17 protein-coding genes are annotated in these 18058 nt (G+C 64.1%); 14 read left to right on the forward strand and 3 right to left on the reverse strand.

Features of this window, described 5'->3' with window-relative positions; all coding sequences use genetic code 11:
* Position 1 precedes the first annotated feature (1 nt).
* From paaH to SKZ59_RS01785, 14 genes are all read left to right on the forward strand, one after another.
* Positions 2 to 1570, forward strand: coding sequence for a 3-hydroxyacyl-CoA dehydrogenase PaaH (gene paaH / locus SKZ59_RS01720; protein WP_319990639.1), 1569 nt, complete (start codon positions 2 to 4; stop codon positions 1568 to 1570).
* Between the two features lie 22 nt (positions 1571 to 1592).
* Positions 1593 to 2018 (forward strand): hydroxyphenylacetyl-CoA thioesterase PaaI, encoded by a 426-nt coding sequence (gene paaI, locus SKZ59_RS01725; protein ID WP_413774525.1) that lies wholly within the window; start codon positions 1593 to 1595, stop codon positions 2016 to 2018.
* A gap of 68 nt (positions 2019 to 2086) precedes the next feature.
* Entirely contained in the window at positions 2087 to 3415 is a 1329-nt protein-coding gene (gene paaK / locus SKZ59_RS01730) for a phenylacetate--CoA ligase PaaK (protein WP_034746368.1), read from the forward strand.
* Positions 3416 to 3437: 22 nt separating this feature from the next.
* On the forward strand, positions 3438 to 4643 hold the full coding sequence (pcaF, locus tag SKZ59_RS01735) for a 3-oxoadipyl-CoA thiolase (protein WP_034746370.1): 1206 nt from the start codon (positions 3438 to 3440) through the stop codon (positions 4641 to 4643).
* An 83-nt stretch (positions 4644 to 4726) separates the two neighbouring features.
* The gene (locus SKZ59_RS01740; RefSeq protein ID WP_319990641.1) at positions 4727 to 5878 is read left to right on the forward strand and encodes an ABC transporter substrate-binding protein; all 1152 of its coding nucleotides are present in this window, start codon (positions 4727 to 4729) and stop codon (positions 5876 to 5878) included.
* An 85-nt stretch (positions 5879 to 5963) separates the two neighbouring features.
* Entirely contained in the window at positions 5964 to 6842 is an 879-nt protein-coding gene (locus tag SKZ59_RS01745; RefSeq protein WP_319990642.1) for a branched-chain amino acid ABC transporter permease, read from the forward strand.
* A complete protein-coding gene (locus tag SKZ59_RS01750; protein ID WP_319990644.1) occupies positions 6839 to 7822 on the forward strand; it encodes a branched-chain amino acid ABC transporter permease in 984 nt (327 codons plus the stop codon). Before SKZ59_RS01745 ends, SKZ59_RS01750 begins: the two co-directional genes overlap by 4 nt.
* 1 nt (position 7823) lies before the next feature.
* On the forward strand, positions 7824 to 8579 hold the full coding sequence (locus tag SKZ59_RS01755; RefSeq protein ID WP_070301133.1) for an ABC transporter ATP-binding protein: 756 nt from the start codon (positions 7824 to 7826) through the stop codon (positions 8577 to 8579).
* On the forward strand, positions 8579 to 9310 hold the full coding sequence (locus SKZ59_RS01760) for an ABC transporter ATP-binding protein (protein ID WP_319991082.1): 732 nt from the start codon (positions 8579 to 8581) through the stop codon (positions 9308 to 9310). The genes SKZ59_RS01755 and SKZ59_RS01760 overlap by 1 nt, the downstream gene beginning before the upstream one ends.
* A 77-nt stretch (positions 9311 to 9387) precedes the next feature.
* Complete coding sequence (gene paaY, locus SKZ59_RS01765) at positions 9388 to 10002, forward strand: phenylacetic acid degradation protein PaaY (RefSeq protein ID WP_319990646.1); 615 nt, start codon at positions 9388 to 9390, stop codon at positions 10000 to 10002.
* Between the two features lie 95 nt (positions 10003 to 10097).
* Entirely contained in the window at positions 10098 to 12149 is a 2052-nt protein-coding gene (gene paaZ / locus SKZ59_RS01770) for a phenylacetic acid degradation bifunctional protein PaaZ (protein ID WP_034746377.1), read from the forward strand.
* 384 nt (positions 12150 to 12533) lie between these two features.
* A complete protein-coding gene (locus tag SKZ59_RS01775) occupies positions 12534 to 13796 on the forward strand; it encodes a hypothetical protein (RefSeq protein WP_319990647.1) in 1263 nt (420 codons plus the stop codon).
* A 10-nt stretch (positions 13797 to 13806) separates the two neighbouring features.
* Positions 13807 to 14211 (forward strand): hypothetical protein, encoded by a 405-nt coding sequence (locus tag SKZ59_RS01780; protein ID WP_319990648.1) that lies wholly within the window; start codon positions 13807 to 13809, stop codon positions 14209 to 14211.
* A gap of 59 nt (positions 14212 to 14270) precedes the next feature.
* Positions 14271 to 15839, forward strand: coding sequence for a methyl-accepting chemotaxis protein (locus SKZ59_RS01785; RefSeq protein ID WP_319990649.1), 1569 nt, complete (start codon positions 14271 to 14273; stop codon positions 15837 to 15839).
* Positions 15840 to 15879: 40 nt separating this feature from the next.
* Here the strand turns inward: SKZ59_RS01785 and SKZ59_RS01790 are convergent, their stop codons facing one another.
* From SKZ59_RS01790 to SKZ59_RS01800, 3 genes are read right to left on the reverse strand one after another with little or no spacing between them, the layout of a single operon-like run.
* A complete protein-coding gene (locus SKZ59_RS01790; RefSeq protein ID WP_319990650.1) occupies positions 15880 to 17103 on the reverse strand; it encodes a Xaa-Pro peptidase family protein in 1224 nt (407 codons plus the stop codon).
* Between the two features lie 45 nt (positions 17104 to 17148).
* Positions 17149 to 17685 carry a type II secretion system protein gene (locus tag SKZ59_RS01795; RefSeq protein WP_319990651.1) on the reverse strand — a complete coding sequence of 179 codons (537 nt, stop codon included), beginning with the start codon at positions 17683 to 17685 and terminating at the stop codon, positions 17149 to 17151.
* Positions 17672 to 18055, reverse strand: coding sequence for a type IV pilin protein (locus SKZ59_RS01800; protein ID WP_092712201.1), 384 nt, complete (start codon positions 18053 to 18055; stop codon positions 17672 to 17674). The genes SKZ59_RS01795 and SKZ59_RS01800 overlap by 14 nt, the downstream gene beginning before the upstream one ends.
* Positions 18056 to 18058 lie beyond the last annotated feature (3 nt).

An 18058-nucleotide genomic window follows, 5' to 3' on the forward strand; every position in this document is an offset into this window, starting at 1 on the left:
TATGGCAGCTCTGGACAACAACAGTATCGTCGCCGTCATCGGCAGCGGCGCCATGGGCGCCGGCATCGCGCAGGTGGCGGCCGCCGCCGGCTACCGCGTCAAACTGTACGATACGCGCGCGGAAGCCGTCAGCAAGGCCTTGCTCGACATCGGCAAGATGTACGCGAAGCTGGCCGAGAAGGGGCGCATGACGGCAGACGAAGCCACGGCCGCCACGGCGCGCCTGCAGGCGGCCGGCAGCCTGGCCGATGTGAGCGATTGCGCCCTGGTGGTGGAAGCCATCGTGGAAAACCTCGACGTCAAACGCGGCCTGTTCGCCGAACTCGAAGCGCTGGTCGGCGACGACTGCATCCTGGCGACGAACACGTCGTCGATTTCCGTCACGGCGATTGCCGCCAAACTGCGCCGCCCGGAACGCCTGGTCGGCATGCATTTCTTTAATCCCGTGCCCCTGATGGCGCTGGTCGAAGTGATCAGTGGCCTGGCCACCAGCGAGCAGGTGGCCGCCACCGTCTACGACACCTCGCTTGCCTGGGGCAAGAACCCCGTGCATGCGAAATCGACGCCCGGCTTTATCGTCAACCGCGTGGCCCGTCCGTTCTACGCCGAAGGCTGGCGCTTGCTCAGCGAGCAGGCCGGCGACGCCGCCACCATCGACGCGGTGCTGCGCGAAGCGGGCGGTTTCCGCATGGGGCCCTTCGAATTGATGGACCTGATTGGCCACGACGTGAATTTCTCCGTCACCCAATCCGTGTTCGGCGCCTATTTCAACGACCCGCGCTTCACGCCATCCGTGCTGCAGCAGGAAATGGTCAACGCCGGTTTCCTCGGCCGCAAATCGGGCCGCGGTTTCTACCCGTATGGCGAAGGGGCCAGCGCGCCTGTAGCGCAGGCGGAGTGCGCGCAGCCGACACCGGAATTCGTCGCCCTGTCGGCCGCCATCGGCGGCGATGGCCGTGGCCACAGCGGCATCATCCACAGCCTGGTGCAGCGCCTGGAGCAGGCCGGCATCACCGTCAGCCGCCGCGTGACGCAGGAAGGGCAATCGCACGACGAAGCGCCGGCCCTGCATTGCCATGGCGCCGCGATTTATCTGACCGATGGCCGCAGCGCCACCCAGCGTGCGCACGACAACCAGCATCCGGATACGGTGCTGTTCGACCTGGCGCTCGATTACGCCGGCGCCAAACGCATCGCCGTGGCCCGTGCCGACCAGTGCAGCGACGCCGCCTACGCGGCCGTCGTCGGCCTGTTCCAGGCGGCCGGTTTCATCGTCACGCGCCTGGACGACGTGCCTGGCCTGGCCGTCATGCGCACGGTCGCCATGCTGGCCAACGAAGCGGCCGACGCCGTCAACCAGGGCGTATGCACGGTGGCCGCCGTCGATATCGCCATGCAGAAGGGCGTCAACTATCCGCGCGGACCGCTGGCCTGGGCCGATGCCGTCGGCGTCCAGCACATCGTCACCGTATTGCAGCATCTGGCGCTGGGCTATGGCGAAGACCGCTACCGGGTCTCGCCGCTGCTGCGCCGCAAACTCGCCAATGGAGCACCGTTTCATGCCGAATGATATGTCAAATAAGGACCACAACATGAGCGCGCAAGCCCTGGCCGAAGCGGCCGCCGCCTCCATGCTGTCGCGCGATAACGCCACCGCCGCCATGGGCATCGCCCTGGCCGATGTAGGCCCCGGTCATGCGCGCATGACGATGACGGTGCGCGCCGACATGCTCAACGGCCACCAGACCTGCCACGGCGGTTTCATCTTCGCTCTGGCCGACAGCGCTTTCGCCTTTGCCTGCAACAGCTACAACATGAATACCGTGGGCGCCGGCTGCACCATCGACTACCTGGCGCCGGGCCGCGAAGGCGACGTGCTGACGGCGCATGCCGTCGAGCAGGCGCTGGCGGGCAAGAGCGGCGTCTATGACGTCAAGGTCAGCAATCAGGAAGGCCGCGCCATTGCGCTCTTCCGCGGCAAGTCGATCCGGGTGGCCGGCGAAGTTATTAGCGTTTGAAATTACAAGAGCAGGTTTGAACTGCCGGTACAAATTACACAGTGATAGAAACGATTCAGGAGACAATGATGGTCCAACGTACGCCTTCCCCGAATGACCTCGAGCCGATCGAGCGCGCCAGCAAGGATGAACTGCAGGCGCTGCAGCTCGAACGCATGAAATGGACGCTCAAGCACGCGTATGACAACGTGCCCCATTACCGCGCCGCTTTTGACGAAGCGGGCGTGCATCCGGACGACCTCAAATCCCTGGCGGACCTGGCCAAATTCCCGTTCACCGATAAGAAGGTCTTGCGCGACAATTACCCGTTCGGCCTGTTCGCCGTGCCGCGTGAGCAAGTGGTGCGTATCCACGCGTCGAGCGGCACCACGGGCAAGGCCACGGTGGTCGGCTACACGCAGAACGACATCGACACCTGGGCCAACGTGGTGGCGCGCTCGATCCGTGCAGGCGGCGGGCGCGCCGGTGACATGGTCCATATCTCGTACGGCTACGGCCTGTTCACGGGCGGCCTGGGTGCGCACTATGGCGCCGAGCGTTTGGGCTGCACGGTCATCCCGATGTCGGGCGGGCAGACGGAAAAGCAGGTGCAGCTGATCCAGGATTTCAAGCCTTCGATCATCATGGTCACGCCATCGTACATGCTCAACATCATCGAGGAATTCACGCGTCAGGGCCTGGACCCGGCGGAATCGTCGCTGAAGGTGGGCATCTTCGGCGCCGAGCCGTGGACGGACGCCATGCGTTCGGAGATCGAAGCGCGCGCCGGCATCGACGCCGTCGATATCTACGGCCTGTCCGAAGTGATGGGTCCTGGCGTGGCATCCGAGTGCATCGAAAGCAAGGACGGTCCCGTCATCTGGGAAGACCATTTTTACCCGGAGATCATCGACCCGGAAACGGGCGAAGTGCTGCCGGACGGCGAAGAGGGCGAGCTGGTGTTTACCTCGCTGTCGAAAGAGGCGCTGCCCATCATCCGCTACCGCACGCGCGACCTGACCCGTTTGCTGCCGCCGACGTCGCGCTCGATGCGCCGCATCGGCAAGATCACGGGCCGTTCCGACGACATGCTGATCATCCGCGGCGTGAACGTCTTCCCCACGCAGATCGAAGAGCTGATCCTCAAGATGCCGCGCCTGGCGCCGCAATACCAGCTGGTGGTAACGCGCGACGGCCACCTCGACAAACTGGAAGTGATCGCCGAGCTGCGTATCGACCTGACCGCCACTATCTCGGCCAGCGAAACGGACGCGCTGGCGCGCGAACTGGAACACCGCATCAAGACCCACGTGGGCGTGAGCACCCGCGTGCGCCTGGTGGCCGCCGCCGGCATCGAGCGCACCTTGACGGGCAAGGCCCGCCGCGTGGTCGACCAGCGCCCGAAGATTTTCTCCTGATAGCCCGAACAAGGAAGCAGACATGAACGAAGCCTTTATCTGTGACGCCGTACGTACCCCGTTTGGCCGCTACGGCGGCGCGCTGTCCAGCGTACGCGCGGACGACCTGGGCGCGCTGCCGATCGCGGCGCTGATCGCCCGCAACCCGTCCGTCGACTGGTCCGCCATCGACGACGTGTTCTACGGCTGCGCCAACCAGGCGGGCGAAGACAACCGCAACGTGGGCCGCATGGCCGCGCTGCTGGCCGGCTTGCCGGTCGACGTGCCGGCCAATACCATCAATCGCCTGTGCGGCTCCAGCCTGGATGCCGTGGGCCTGGCGGCGCGCTCGATCAAGGCGGGCGAAGCTGAGCTGATCATCGCCGGCGGCGTGGAAAGCATGACGCGCGCGCCGTTCGTGATGGGCAAGGCCGACAGCGCGTTTTCGCGCGCGGCGAAAATCGAAGACACGACCCTGGGCTGGCGTTTTGTGAACGGCAAGATGAAGGCGCAGTACGGTATCGACACCATGCCGGAAACGGCGGAAAACGTGGCCGTGGAATTTGGCATCAGCCGCGCCGACCAGGATGGTCTGGCCTTGCGCAGCCAGCAGCGCTGGGCCGCCGCCCATGCTGCCGGCGTGTTCGAGCGCGAAATCGTGCCCGTCGCCGTGCCGCAGAAAAAGGGCGATCCTAAGATGGTCACCAGTGACGAACATCCGCGTCCCGATACCTCGCTGGAGATGCTGGCAAAGCTCAAGGGCGTGGTCAAGCCGGATGGCACGGTCACGGCCGGCAATGCCTCGGGCTTGAACGACGGCGCTTGCGCCATCCTGCTGGCGTCCGCCGCCGCCGTCGACAAATACAAGCTGACGCCGCGTGCAAAAGTGCTGGGCATGGCCACGGCCGGCCTGGCGCCGCGCATCATGGGCTTTGGCCCTTCGCCCGCGTCGCGCAAGGTGCTGGCGCAGACGGGATTGACCATAGAGCAGATGGACGTCATCGAACTCAATGAAGCGTTTGCGGCGCAGGCCCTGGCCGTCACGCGCGACCTGGGTCTGGCTGACGATGCGGCCCACGTGAATCCGAATGGCGGCGCGATCGCCATCGGCCACCCGTTGGGCGCATCGGGCGCTCGTCTGGTGATGGCGGCGCTGAACCAGCTGGAACGCACAGGTGGGCGTTATGCGCTGTGCACCATGTGCATCGGCGTGGGGCAGGGGATTGCCGTCGTGATTGAACGCGTATAACAAAGTAAAAACAAAAAAGGCGCTGGCTTGTAAAAAAAGCGCCAACCAAAATTGACCGTAGTGCCAACCTGGTGGAGACCATAATGATTGCCAATATCTTCAAGAAAACCCTGATCGCCGGCGTGCTGGCCATGTCCGCCACGGGCGCGTACGCGGCCGATAACATCAAGATCGGTTCCGTGCTGTCCGTCACGGGACCGGCCGCCTTCCTGGGCGACCCTGAACTGAAAACCCTGCAGCTGTACATCGAGAAGATCAACGCAGCCGGCGGCGTCCTGGGACGCAAGCTGGAACTCGTGCATTACGACGACGGCAGCGATGCTGCCAAGGCCAACGGCTTTACCAAGCGGTTGATCGAGTCCGACAAGGTCGATGTGCTGATCGGCGGCACGACCACGGGTGCGACGATGGCGATGGCGCCGCTGGTGGAGCGCGCCAGCATGCCGTTCATCTCGCTGGCGGGCGCCGTGGTGATCATCGACCCGGTCAAGAAATGGGTCTTCAAGACGCCGCACACGGATCGCATGGCGGCCGAGAAGGTGTTCGAGGACATGAAGAAGCGCGGCATCAGCAAGGTGGGCCTGCTGTCGGAAACGAGCGGCTTTGGCGCCTCGGGTCGCAAGGAGTCGCAAATCGTCGCATCGAAATACGGCATCACCCTGGTGGCTGACGAAACCTACGGCCCGAAAGATACGGACATCACGGCGCAGCTGACCCGCATCAAGAACACCAAGGGTGTGCAAGCCGTGTTCGTTTTCGGCCTGGGCCAGGGGCCGGCCGTCGTGACCAAGAACTATGGCCAGCTGGGCATGGCCGCGCTGCCGCTGTACCAGTCGCATGGCGTGGCGTCGGACGAATACCTGAAACTGTCGGGCAAGTCCGCCGAAGGCGTGCGCCTGCCAACGCCAGCCCTGTTGATCGGTGCCATGCTGCCGGACAGCGACGGCCAGAAGGCCGTCGTCGTCGGCTACGACAAGACGTATAAAGACCGCTACAAGATCGATCCGTCGACCTTCGGCGGCTATGCGCTCGACGCCCTGAACCTGTCGGTCGACGCCATCAAGCGCGCCGGCGGCACGGACCGCGAAAAAGTGCGCGCGGCGCTGGAATCGACCAAGGGTTTTGTGGGCACCACCGGTGTCTTCAACATGTCGGCCAAAGACCACATGGGCCTGGACCTGTCGGCGTTCCGCATGGTCGAAGTGAAGAACGGCGAATGGCAATTGTCGAAGTGATGTTCGAAACAAGGTAAGCCAGAAGTACCTGCGCGAGGCCGCCCTCGAAGACGGCCCGCGCATCGCCGAACATATTGGAGACACCATGGAAGTCGCACAATTTCTACAATTTCTGTATTCCGGGATGACGGTCGGTTCCGCCTATGCGCTGGCGGCGCTGGGCTTTACCATCATCTATAACACCAGCGGCGTGATCAACTTCGCCCAGGGCGAATTCATCATGCTGGGCGGGATGCTGGCCGCCGTGATGTCGGCCGCCGGCGTGCCGCTGCCGCTGGCCATCATCCTGGCCGTCATCGCCACCGGCATCATTGGCCTGCTGATGGAAAAAACCGTGATCGAGCCGGCGCAAAATGCGCAGGTCATCACGCTGCTGATCATCACCATCGGCGCCTCGCTCGTGCTGCGCGGCCTTGTGCAAATCTGGCTGGGCAAGGATACGCACTCGCTGCCAGCGTTTTCCGGCGACGCGCCGATCGAATTTTTGGGCGCCAGCCTGCTGCCACAAAGCCTGTGGGTGCTGGGCGTGACGGTCGTCATCGTGCTGGTGCTGGGCTGGTTCTTCGGCCGTACCCTGATGGGCAAGGCCATGCTGGCCACCTCGCACAACAAGCTGGCCGCGCAACTGGTGGGCATCAACACGCGCAAGGTGCTGCTGTTCTCGTTCGGCCTGTCGGCACTGCTGGGTGCTGCCGGCGGCATTCTCGTCGCACCGATCACTTACACGTCCTACGACGCGGGCATCATGCTGGGCCTGAAAGGCTTTGTCGCAGCTGTTCTCGGTGGCCTCGGTGGCGGCGCGGGCGCGATTGCCGGTGGCCTGATCCTCGGCATCGCCGAAGCCATGACGGCCGGCTACATCTCGTCGGCCTACAAAGATGCGGTGCCTTTCGTGCTGATCCTGCTGATCCTGTTCTTCCTGCCGCAAGGCTTGTTCGGCGCTAAAAATTCGGAGCGTGTATGAAGAATTTATTTACCCGCTCGCGCCACGGCGGCCTGCTGGTGCTGGCGCTGATCCTGGCCATCCTGCCGCTGTTCCTCACCAACGCGTTCTACTATGACGTGGCGATCCGCATTGCGCTGAACGCCATCGTCGTCATCGGCCTCAATCTGCTGATGGGCTACACGGGCCAGATCAGCCTCGGTCACGCGGGTTTCTATGGCCTGGGCGCGTATGCGTCGGCCGTGCTGACCACGCACTATGGCTGGCCGCCGCTGGCCGCCCTGGCCGCCGGTGCCGTCGCCACGGGTCTGCTGGCACTGCTGCTGGCGCGCCCCGTCTTGAAGCTCAAGGGCCATACGCTGGCCATGGCGACCCTGGGCCTGGGCATCATCATTTCCATCGTCATCAACAACGAGACGCAGTGGACGGGCGGCCCGGACGGCATCGGCGTCTCCGCCTTCAGTGTCGCCGGCCTGGAGATCGCCGGTGAAAAATCGTGGTACCTGGTGTGCGCCGTGCTGCTGTTGCTGGTCACCTGGCTGGCCCTGAACCTGATCGACTCGCCCGTCGGCCGCGCGCTGCAGGCGATCCATGGTTCGGAAGTGGCAGCCCGCGTGGTCGGCGTCGATACGACGCGCTTCAAGGTGCGCGTGTTCGTGCTGTCGGCCGTCATTGCCAGCATCGCGGGCAGTATCAGCGCCCATTACATCGGTTTCATCACGCCCAACCTGGCCGGCTTCTTCCACTCGATCGAGCTGGTGACGATGGTGGTGGTGGGCGGCATGGCGTCGATCTTCGGTTCCATCATCGGTGCGGCACTGCTGACGATTCTGCCGCAGCTGCTGTCCAGTTTCGAGGGCTGGGAAACGGTGGTGTTTGGCGTGATCCTGATGGCCACCATGATCTTCATGCCGAAAGGCCTGGTGCCGAGCCTGGCCAGCCGTTCGCGCAAGCGGGCAGCCACGCCGAAAGCACCGCCTAAATCTGCACAGGAGGTCTGAGATGCTGACAATTAACAAGCTGAGCAAGAGCTTCGGCGGCGTGCACGCGGTGCAGGACGTCAGTTTTACGGTCAAGGAAGGCAATATCCACTCCGTGATCGGGCCGAACGGCGCAGGCAAGACGACTCTGTTCAACCTGATCACCGGCGTCTACACGCCAACAAAGGGCGAGATTTTGCTCAATGGCGAGAACGTGGCCGCCATGTCGCCCGATGCGCTGGCGCGGCGCGGCATGAGCCGCACCTTCCAGAACCTGCAAGTGTGCATGAACATGACGGCCATCGACAACGTGATGGTGGGCGCGCACCTGCGCCTGAACCAGAACCTGTTCGCTTCCATGCTGCGTTTGCCATCCGTGCGCCGCGCCGATGCGGCCTGCCGCGACGAGGCGGCCAGCCTGATGGAATTCGTCGGCGTGGGCCGGCATGTCGATGACGAGGCGGGGCAGATGTCGTATGGCGCATTGAAGCGCCTGGAAATCGCCCGCGCGCTGGCGGCCAAGCCGAAGGTGCTGCTGCTCGATGAACCGGCGGCCGGCTTGAACCATACGGAGACGGGCGAGATCGAAGCCCTGATCCGCAAGGTGGCGCAATCGGGCGTGACGGTGGTGCTGGTCGAGCATGACATGAAACTGGTGATGAATCTGTCGGACCATATCCTGGTGCTCGACTATGGCAAGAAGCTGGCCGAAGGGACCGCCGCCGAAGTGCGCGCGAACCCCGACGTGGTGGCGGCGTACCTGGGAGTGGCGGCATGATGAAGATGGAAAAACCCCAGGCACCGCTGGTGCTCGATATCGCCGGCTTGACCAGCCATTACGGCCGCATCCAGGCCCTGCACGGCATCGACCTGCAAGTGCGCCAGGGCCAGCTGGTGGCGCTGGTGGGCGCGAATGGCGCCGGCAAGACGACCCTGCTGCGGGCGATCTCCGGTGTGCAGCCGATCAGCGCCGGCAGTATCGCCTTCGCCGGCCAGGACGTCAGCCGCATGAGCGCCGACAAGCGCGTGCGCGCCGGCATCTGCCAGGTGCCGGAAGGGCGCCAAGTGTTCGGCCCCATGACGGTGGAAGACAACCTGCGCCTCGGTGCGTTTACACGTCCGCCGCAAGACGTGGCCGGTGACATGGAGCGTATGTACGGCCTGTTCCCGATCCTGAAGGAAAAGCGCTTGCTGCTGGCCGGGACCTTATCGGGCGGACAGCAGCAGATGCTGGCCATGGCGCGCGCGCTGATGGGCCGTCCGCAACTGCTGCTGCTCGACGAACCGAGCATGGGCCTGGCGCCTTTGCTGATCGCGGAAATCTTCCGCATCGTGGCCGAACTGCGCGACCAGGGCATCACCATCTTCCTCGTCGAGCAGAACGCCCATGCGGCCCTGTCGATTGCCGACGTGGGCTATGTGATCGAGACGGGCGCCATCACCTTGTCCGGGCCTGGTCCTGAATTGCTGCATAACGAGCAGGTGCAGAGCGCCTACTTGGGTATGTGATGACGTAGGTCGGATTAGCGCTTGCACGTAATCCGACATCAGCCGCTACGGCTGGCAATAATGTTTTGGAGAGCAATATGGTCAAAGTCTACGAAATCAACGGCGTCACCCCCGTCGTCCACCCCAGCGCCTACGTGCACCCGTCGGCGGTGCTGATCGGCGACGTGATCATCGGGCCGCGCTGCTATATTGGCCCGCTGGCCTCGATCCGCGGCGACTTCGGCCGCCTGATCCTGGAAGAAGGTGCCAACCTGCAGGACACCTGCGTCATGCACGGCTTTCCCGGCTGCGACACGGTGGTCGAAGTCGACGGTCATATCGGCCACGGCGCCGTGCTGCACGGCTGCCGCATCGGCCGCAATGCGCTCGTCGGCATGAACTCCGTGGTGATGGACAACGCCGTCATCGGCGAGGAATCCATCGTCGCCGCCATGAGTTTTGTGAAAGCGGGCATGATCGTCGCGCCGCGCAGCATGGTCGTCGGCACGCCCGCCAAGATCATCCGCGCACTGACCGACGATGAAATCAAATGGAAAAGCTCGGGCACGGGCCAGTACCACGAACTGGCCGTGCGCTCCATGCAGACGATGCGCGAAGTGGAAGCCCTGACGCAAGTCGAGGCGAACCGCCAGCGCCTGAATTTCGAATCCGCCTTGCCGCTGCACCTGCACAAGAACGCAGCGGCGCAGTAAGCAATATGGGCGTAGGTCGGATTAGCGGGGCAGCGCCCCGCGTAATCCGACACTACCACCAACGTCACCACACCCTCGTTTTACGGAGAAACCACATGGCTCAAATATCCACCCTGCAAAGCCTGATCGCCGGCCGCTGGCTGGGCGAAAGCGCCGCCGTGCCCCTGCACAGCGCCTTGAACAACCGCGTCATCTATCACACGCATGCGGAAAAGATCGACTTCGACGAAGCCGTCACCTATGCGCGCAAGACGGGCGTGCCGGGCCTGATGGCGCTGGACTTCCAGCAGCGCGCCGCGCGCCTGAAGGCGCTCGCCCTGTACCTGGTCGAGCGCAAGGAAGAGTTGTATGCGATCTCGCATTTGTCGGGCGCCACACGCGCCGACAGCTGGGTCGACATCGAAGGCGGCACGGGCACCCTGTTCGCCTACGCCAGCATGGGCAGCAACGAGCTGCCGTCGTCGAACGTACTGCATGAAGGCCCGGCCATCGCGCTTGGTAAAAAAGGCGGTTTCGCCGGCACGCACATCCTGGTGCCGCGCGGCGGCCTGGCCGTGCATATCAACGCCTTCAACTTCCCCATCTGGGGCTTGCTGGAAAAATTCGCGCCCAGCTTCCTGGCGGCCATGCCCTGCATCGCCAAGCCGGCCACGGCGACGAGCTATCTGACGCAGGCCGTCGTGCGCATGATGCATGAATCGGGCTTGCTGCCGGCCGGCAGTTTGCAGCTGGTGATCGGCTCCACGGGCGACTTGCTGGACCGCCTGAACGGCCAGGATTTCGTGACATTCACGGGTTCGGCCGCGACGGCCGCCAAGTTGCGCACGAATCCCAACCTGATTGCTCAGTCCGTGCCCTTCAACGGCGAAGCCGATTCGCTCAATTGCGCCATCCTGGCACCGGACGTCACGCCAGACGATGTGGAATTCGACCTGTTCGTCAAGGAAGTCGTGCGCGAGATGACGGGCAAGTCGGGCCAGAAGTGCACGGCGATTCGCCGCATCATCGTGCCCGAGCACCTGATGGACGCCGTCGGCACGCGCCTGCGCGAGCGGCTGGCCAAGGTGGTGGTGGGCGATCCATCCATCGAAGGTGTGCGCATGGGCGCGCTGGCATCGAAAGAGCAGCAGAACGACGTGGCTGAACGTGTCGCCACACTGTCGCAGGGTAACGAGGTGGTGTTCGGCGCGGCCGACGGTTTCAATCCTTTGGGCGATGGCGCCTTGGATGGCAGCTTCTTCTCGCCGACCTTGCTGATGTGCCGCGACGCCTTCGGCAACGACGCCGTGCACGACGTGGAAGCGTTCGGCCCTGTCAGCACCATGATGGGTTACCACGATATCGACGAAGCGCTGGCCCTGGCCGCGCGCGGCAAGGGCAGCCTGGTGAGCACCCTGGTGACGCGCGATCCGAAGATCGCCGCGCGCGTGGTGCCGCAAGTGGCGGCCACGCATGGCCGCGTGCACGTGCTCGAGCGCGTCGCTTCCGTCGATTCGACGGGGCATGGTTCTCCCTTGCCGCAACTGAAGCACGGCGGTCCTGGCCGCGCGGGCGGCGGCGAAGAATTGGGCGGCGTGCGCGCCGTGCGCCACTATCTGCAACGGGCGGCCGTGCAAGGCTCGCCGACCATGCTGGCGGCCATCACCGGTGAATACGTGCGCGGTGCGGACGTCAATGAAAGCCCGATCCACCCGTTCCGCAAGCACTTCGAGGACTTGAAGACGGGCGACTCGCTGCTCACGCACCGCCGCACCGTCAGCGAAGCGGACATCGTCGCTTTTGGCGGCATCTCGGGCGACTTCTTCTACATGCACTTCGACGAAATCGCGGCCAAGGAATCGCAGTTCGGCAAGCGCATCGCCCACGGCTATTTCGTGCTGTCGGCCGCCGCCGGTCTGTTCGTCTCGCCCGGTGTCGGTCCCGTGCTGGCCAACTATGGCCTGGACAACCTGCGCTTCGTCGCGCCGGTGGCGATTGGTGACACCATCCGCGCCCGCCTGACGTGCAAGCGCAAGGTCGACCGCAACCGCAAGGACGTGTTTGGCGTGGGCCAGGGCGTGGTCGCGTGGGACGTGCAGGTGACGAACCAGAACGAGGAACTGGTGGCCAGCTACGACATCCTGACCCTGGTGTCGAAGCGCGAATAAGCTTCTGCTGCAGCACTGGTGTGAATGGCGCCGCCCGCGATCTTCGCGCGGGTGGCGCTTTTTTTATCGCGGTTCTTTTTGTCTTGAATTATCCATAAGTGTATGAAAAACATAGCGTAAGTGTGGTTTTGCACGGCGTGCTATTTAGATAAACCCCTCTAGAACGCGTGCTTTTTCCGTGAAAAGAGGTGAATTCGTTCATTGCCTCAAGAAAACTTTCCAACGTAAAACCTTTTCTCTGTAGCATGGTTTTACTCACTGGTTACGCCGCCATCACGCCCAAGGCGATGGCGGCGCGAAAAAAACGGACCCGGCCTTTTACGGCCGGTGAGCCATCGACCTCGAGCCCAACTCCACGTTCACCGCTACGGGTATTTAATTACTATGAATAAACACGTCCTGATTTTCCTGCTGGCCATGCCCCTGGCCATCAGCCATGCCTATGCCGAAGAGCCCACCGGCCCCGCGGTCAAGATCAGCGGTTATGGCAGTGCCGCCCTGACCATGGCCGATACCGACAGCGCGCAGTTCGCGCGCCCGAACCAGGCGGCTGGCGCCAGCAAGACAGCCCGCACGGGCGTCGATTCCAACCTGGGACTGCAAGCCAATGTCGCCGTCAACCCGTGGCTGTCGGCCACCGTGCAGGGCCTGGCGCGCAAGGATGGCGAGGATGATTTCGGCGCCGAACTGGCGTGGGCCTTCGCCAAGGCCAAGGTGTCGGACAGCTTCAGCGTGCGCGTCGGCCGCATGGGTCTGCCCGTCTTCATGATTTCCGATTACCGTAACGTCGGCTATGCCAACACCATGCTGCGTCCACCCGGCGAAATGTATTCGCAGGTTCCCCTCAACAGTATTGACGGCATCGACGGCACCTACCAGTTCAGCGCGGGCGACACCAGCGTCACCACGCAGCTGGCGCTGGGCCGCACCAAGGCCACCCTGGCCACAGGCCCCGCTTCGACCGTGCAGGTGGAAGGCAAGTCCATCGTGGCCCTCAACGTCGTGGCCGAACATGGCCCCGTCACCGTGCGCTTCGGCCGTGCCGAGACCAAGCTGACGATCAACGATTCGCCCAGCTTGAATACCCTGATGGGCAGCTTGCGCGCGGCCGGCAGCGGCTACAGGATCGCCCAGCTGGGCGCTCTGGCCGATGCGCTGGAAGTGAAGGACAAGAAGGCGTCGTTCACGTCCGTGGGCCTGGGCCTGGACTGGAACAACGTGCTGGTGCAGTCGGAATATGCGAAGCGCAAGACGGACAGCTATGTCAGCGACAGCACCTCGTGGTACGTGATGGGCGGCTACCGCATCGGCGCCTTTTTGCCCTACTACAGCCACGCCAGCCTGAAGGCCGATGGCCGCGTGAACAACACGGTGCCCGCATCCTGCCCGGCCGGCTATCCGGCCGCCTGCACGCCGACCCTGCGCGCGCTGTCGGCCGGTGTCGACACCCTGGCCACCATGCGCAACCAGCTCGAGCAATCGACGGACAGCATCGGCGTGCGCTGGGATTTCCACCGTTCGGCCGCGCTGAAAGTGCAGATCGACCGCATCAAGCCGAAGAATGGCCCGGGCCTGTTCGTGCAAGCCAAGCCAGGCTTCCATGGCCCCGTCACGGTGGCTGCCGCCGCCATCGATTTCGTTTTCTAAGGAGCGCCGCATGAAACCCCATATTTTTGCGGCTGCCTTGCTGGCGCTGTCGACCGCTGTTCCCGCCATGGCCGAAGTGGTCGTGGTGGTCAATGCTAAGAGTGCCGCCGGCGCGATGACGAACGAACAGGTGGCGCAATTTTTCCTCGGAAAATCGACGGCCATGACGCCGATCGACCAGCCGGAAAGCGCTCCCGTGCGCGCCGAATTCTACAAGAAGGTGACGGACAAGGAACCGTCGCAGGCGAAGGCCCTGTGGTCCAAGCTGGTCTTCACGGGCAAGGCCACCTTGCCGAAAGAAGTGGCCAATAGCGCCGACGTGAAGAAGGCCGTGGCCGCCGATCCGAAAGCCATCGGCTATATCGAAAAAAGTGCCGTCGACGCCAGCGTCAAAGTGGTGCTGACGGCGCCATAAAGCCGGCCCGGGCCGCGCGCCATGCGGCGGCCCGGTACACATACCATCAGGAGACAGCAATGAGCATCAAACGCAAGATATGGGCGCTGCCTGTCGTCTCGGCCGTGATTTTCGGGATGGGGCTGGCCGTCAGCGCCTATCTGTCCACGGCCACGCTCAATTCCATCCACGCCACGGAAAGCGCCGACTATCCCGTGCTCGACATGGCGAAGTCGCTGACCCTGGACGTGGCCGCCGTGGGTGACGCCCTGCGCGACGCCGTCAGCGAAGGCGACAAGGAGCGCATCGGGCAAGTCGGCGGCCAGGCCGTCAAGCTGCGTGAAAAACTGGCCGCCTTTGCGGCGATTCCCGGCCAGCGCGAGCAGGGCCAGCGCCTGGCCAAGGAATTCGATGCCTACTATGCGCCGGCACTGAGCGCGGCGCGCATCATGCTGGAAATGGAAGAGGGCGACCCGCAAGCGACCGTGGCGCGCATGCAGGGCGCGCTGGCGGTCCTCAACACGGACCTGGCCAAGACCAACGAACAGGCGCAATTGCAGTTCAAGCAGGGCATCGAACGCAGCGCGGCCAATGTGCGCAATGCGCTCAATACCAGCATCGCCGTGGCGCTGGCCGTCATCGTCTGCCTGGTGGCCGTCTCGCATTTCGTCGTGCGCGCCATCTGGCAGCAGCTGGGCGGCGAGCCCGAATATGCGCGCCAGATCGCGCGCGCCGTGGCCGATGGCGACCTCTCGATGCAGATTGTGACCGAGGCGGGCGACCAGGACAGCCTGCTGGCGGCGCTGAAGGAGATGCGCGGCCGGCTGGCCGGCATGGTGTCCGGTATCAAGGCGTCGGCTGAAACCATCCAGGTGGCCAGCGCGGAAATCGCTCAGGGCAATGCGGACCTGGCGGCGCGCACGGAATCGCAGGCGGGCAGCCTGGATCAGACAGCGCGCAGCATGGACAGTCTGACTTCCACCGTGCGCGACAACGCCGCCAACGCGGGCCAGGCGCACGAACTGGTGGTGTCGGCATCGTCGGTGGCCGTGAAGGGCGGGCAAGTGGTCAGCCAGGTGGTCACCACCATGGGCGAGATCAACGATTCCTCGAAACGCATCGTCGACATCATCGGCGTCATCGACGGCATCGCCTTCCAGACGAACATCCTGGCCTTGAACGCGGCCGTGGAAGCGGCGCGCGCCGGAGAGCAGGGACGCGGCTTTGCCGTGGTGGCGTCCGAAGTGCGCAGCCTGGCGCAGCGCAGCGCGTCCGCGGCGCGCGAGATCAAGCAACTGATCGGCGATTCGGTGGCCAAGGTGAACGTCGGTTCGAAGCTGGTCGACGAGGCGGGGCTGACCATGGGCCAGATCGTCGATTCCGTGAAAAAAGTGGCCGACATCATGGCTGACATCAGCGCCGCGAGCCAGGCGCAAAGTGCCGGCATCGGCGACATCGGCGTGGCCATCGGCAGCATGGACCAGATGACGCAGCAAAACTCCGCGCTGGTGGAAGAAGCGTCGGCGGCGGCCGAATCGCTGCAGGAGCAAGCCGTGCAACTGGGCACGGCGCTGGCCGTGTTCAAGCTGGCGCAGGGCGGTTTGTCCAGCATGCCCGTGCCACGGCCGTTGGCGTTGGCGAAGACGTAGGTTGGATTAGCGCAGCGTAATCCAACACAAGGGCGTCAAGCTAGGCCCGCAGCCCGAACGGATCATCGATGCTGTGCGCGGGCTGCGTGAACCAGCGGGGACCGTCTGTCGTCATGTAAAAATGGTCTTCGTGGCGGATGCCGAATTCGCCGGGGATGCAGATCATCGGTTCGTTCGAGAAGCACATGCCCACGTCGAGCGGCGTCGTGTCATTGCCCACCAGGTAGGGCCACTCGTGGATATCGAGGCCAATGCCGTGGCCCGTGCGGTGCGGCAGGCCTGGCAGCTTGTAGCCGGGACCGAAGCCGTCCGCTTCCAGCGACACGCGCGCGGCGCGGTCGACGTCACCGCAGGGCACGCCCAGTTGGGCGGCGGCGAATGCGGCGGCCTGCGCGGCCTTTTCGCTGTTCCACACGCTGCGCTGGCGTTCGCTGATGGCGCCAAACACATAGGTGCGCGTGATGTCGGAGATGTAGTTCATCACCTGGCAACCCGTGTCGATCAGCACCGTGTCGCCCGCTTTCAGGGTTTGCACATAGTTGACGCCATGCGGATACGCGGTCGCCTCGCCGAACAGCACGATGCAGAAATACGAGCGGGGCGCGCCTACCTTGCGGTGCGCGCGCTGGATAAATTCTTCCACTTCCACCGTCGTGATGCCTTCGTACAGCATGCTGGCCGTGGCCACGTGCACGGCCAGGGTCATGTCCATCACGCGCTGCATCAGGGCGATTTCCGCCGGGGACTTGCGGCTGCGGCAGTACGCCGTGACGGTGCGCGCGTTTTCCAGCGCATAGCCGGGGGCCAGCGGCTTGACGCCATCGTAGATGAAGAAGGCGGCGCTTTCGCAGATGCCTACGCGCGGCGGCGCGGCCGTATCCTGCGCTATCCCCATGCGCGCCAGCACGTCGGCGAACAGCTGGTAAGGGCTTTCATGCTCTTCCCAGCAATTGACACGGCCTTCGATGAGCATGAAGCCTTGCAAGGTGCTTTCCTCGAACGCGGGAGCGATGTATTCGATGTCGCCGCTCGCCGGCAGGATGGCGCCCACCATGCGTTCGCTGGCATACCATTTGGTGCCCGTGAAATAGGTGAGGTTGGCGCCCGCGTTCAGGTAGATCGCGGCGATGCCCTGCTGGCGCATGAACGCTTGCGCCTTGGCGATGCGTTGCGCATGTTCGTCCTTGCCGATGGCGACCATGCCGCCCGTCATGTCCGACAGCGATGCCAATGCCTGTTCGATGGAAGTGCCACCTATGCTCATGCCTGCTCCTTTGCTCGATGCTGAATATGGAATGCGGGCATGATATCAGTTCGCGCCTTTCGGCTTGAGCCCGGGCGCGCCGCCGGCCGCATCGGGCGGGGCCAGCACCAGGTCGTGCGGATACGTGAAGTGCCAGTCCGCGTAGCGCTGCTTGCGGCGCAGGCTTGCGTCTTCATCGAGAAAATTGTCCTGCTTGATGGGCAACTGCGGCGACAGCGAATGGATGCCGACGATGCGTCCCTCCTGGCGCAGCAGCCCCCATTCCGCCTTGCCCGTGACGGGATCCGCATACAGGCGGCGCAGATGCCGCCGGGCGTTGGCAAAGCGCGGGTCGCGCAGCAGTTCCTGCAGGGTCAATGGATAGCGGGGCCGCCCGTCGCCCGGCGTGCTGTCGTAGTAGCGGCCCAGCGCATTGCGGAATTCATGGCCGATGAACAGTAGCTCGCGCTCCTTGTCGCGCCGCGCGGCCGTGGCATGCAATTCGCTGGCCAGTACCAGGCCCACGCCCATGAAAGCCACCAGCATCAGGGTCCAGATATACGCGAAGCCCTGTGCGCGGCGTTGAAAACTAGAGCTGCTCAAAGGGGATGCCCTCGCGCGTCTTGCCCTTGGCGCCGCTGCGCACGTCGGCCACGCCGCCGATCTCGCCATTGGGCGAAGGGATCAGCTGCCAGGTGGCGGCGGACTCCGTGACGGGGTCGAGCGGCACGCTGCGGAAATAATGGTGGGTCACCAGGTCGGCCAGCGCGGCCGGATACTCGCCCTTGTCGGCATAGTATTTATCGAGGCCGCTCCTGAGTACTTGCAGGTTTTCCTTCAGCGCGACTTCCTTCGATTTTTCCACGGAACCGAAATAGCGGGGGATGGCGATCGTCAGCAGCAGCGAGATGATCGCCAGCACCACCAGCAGTTCGACCAGGGTGAAGCCGCGGCGTAGAGAAGAGGCAGGCATCGG

Source organism: Janthinobacterium sp. GMG2 (assembly GCF_033949445.1).
GTDB lineage: Bacteria > Pseudomonadota > Gammaproteobacteria > Burkholderiales > Burkholderiaceae_D > Janthinobacterium > Janthinobacterium aestuarii.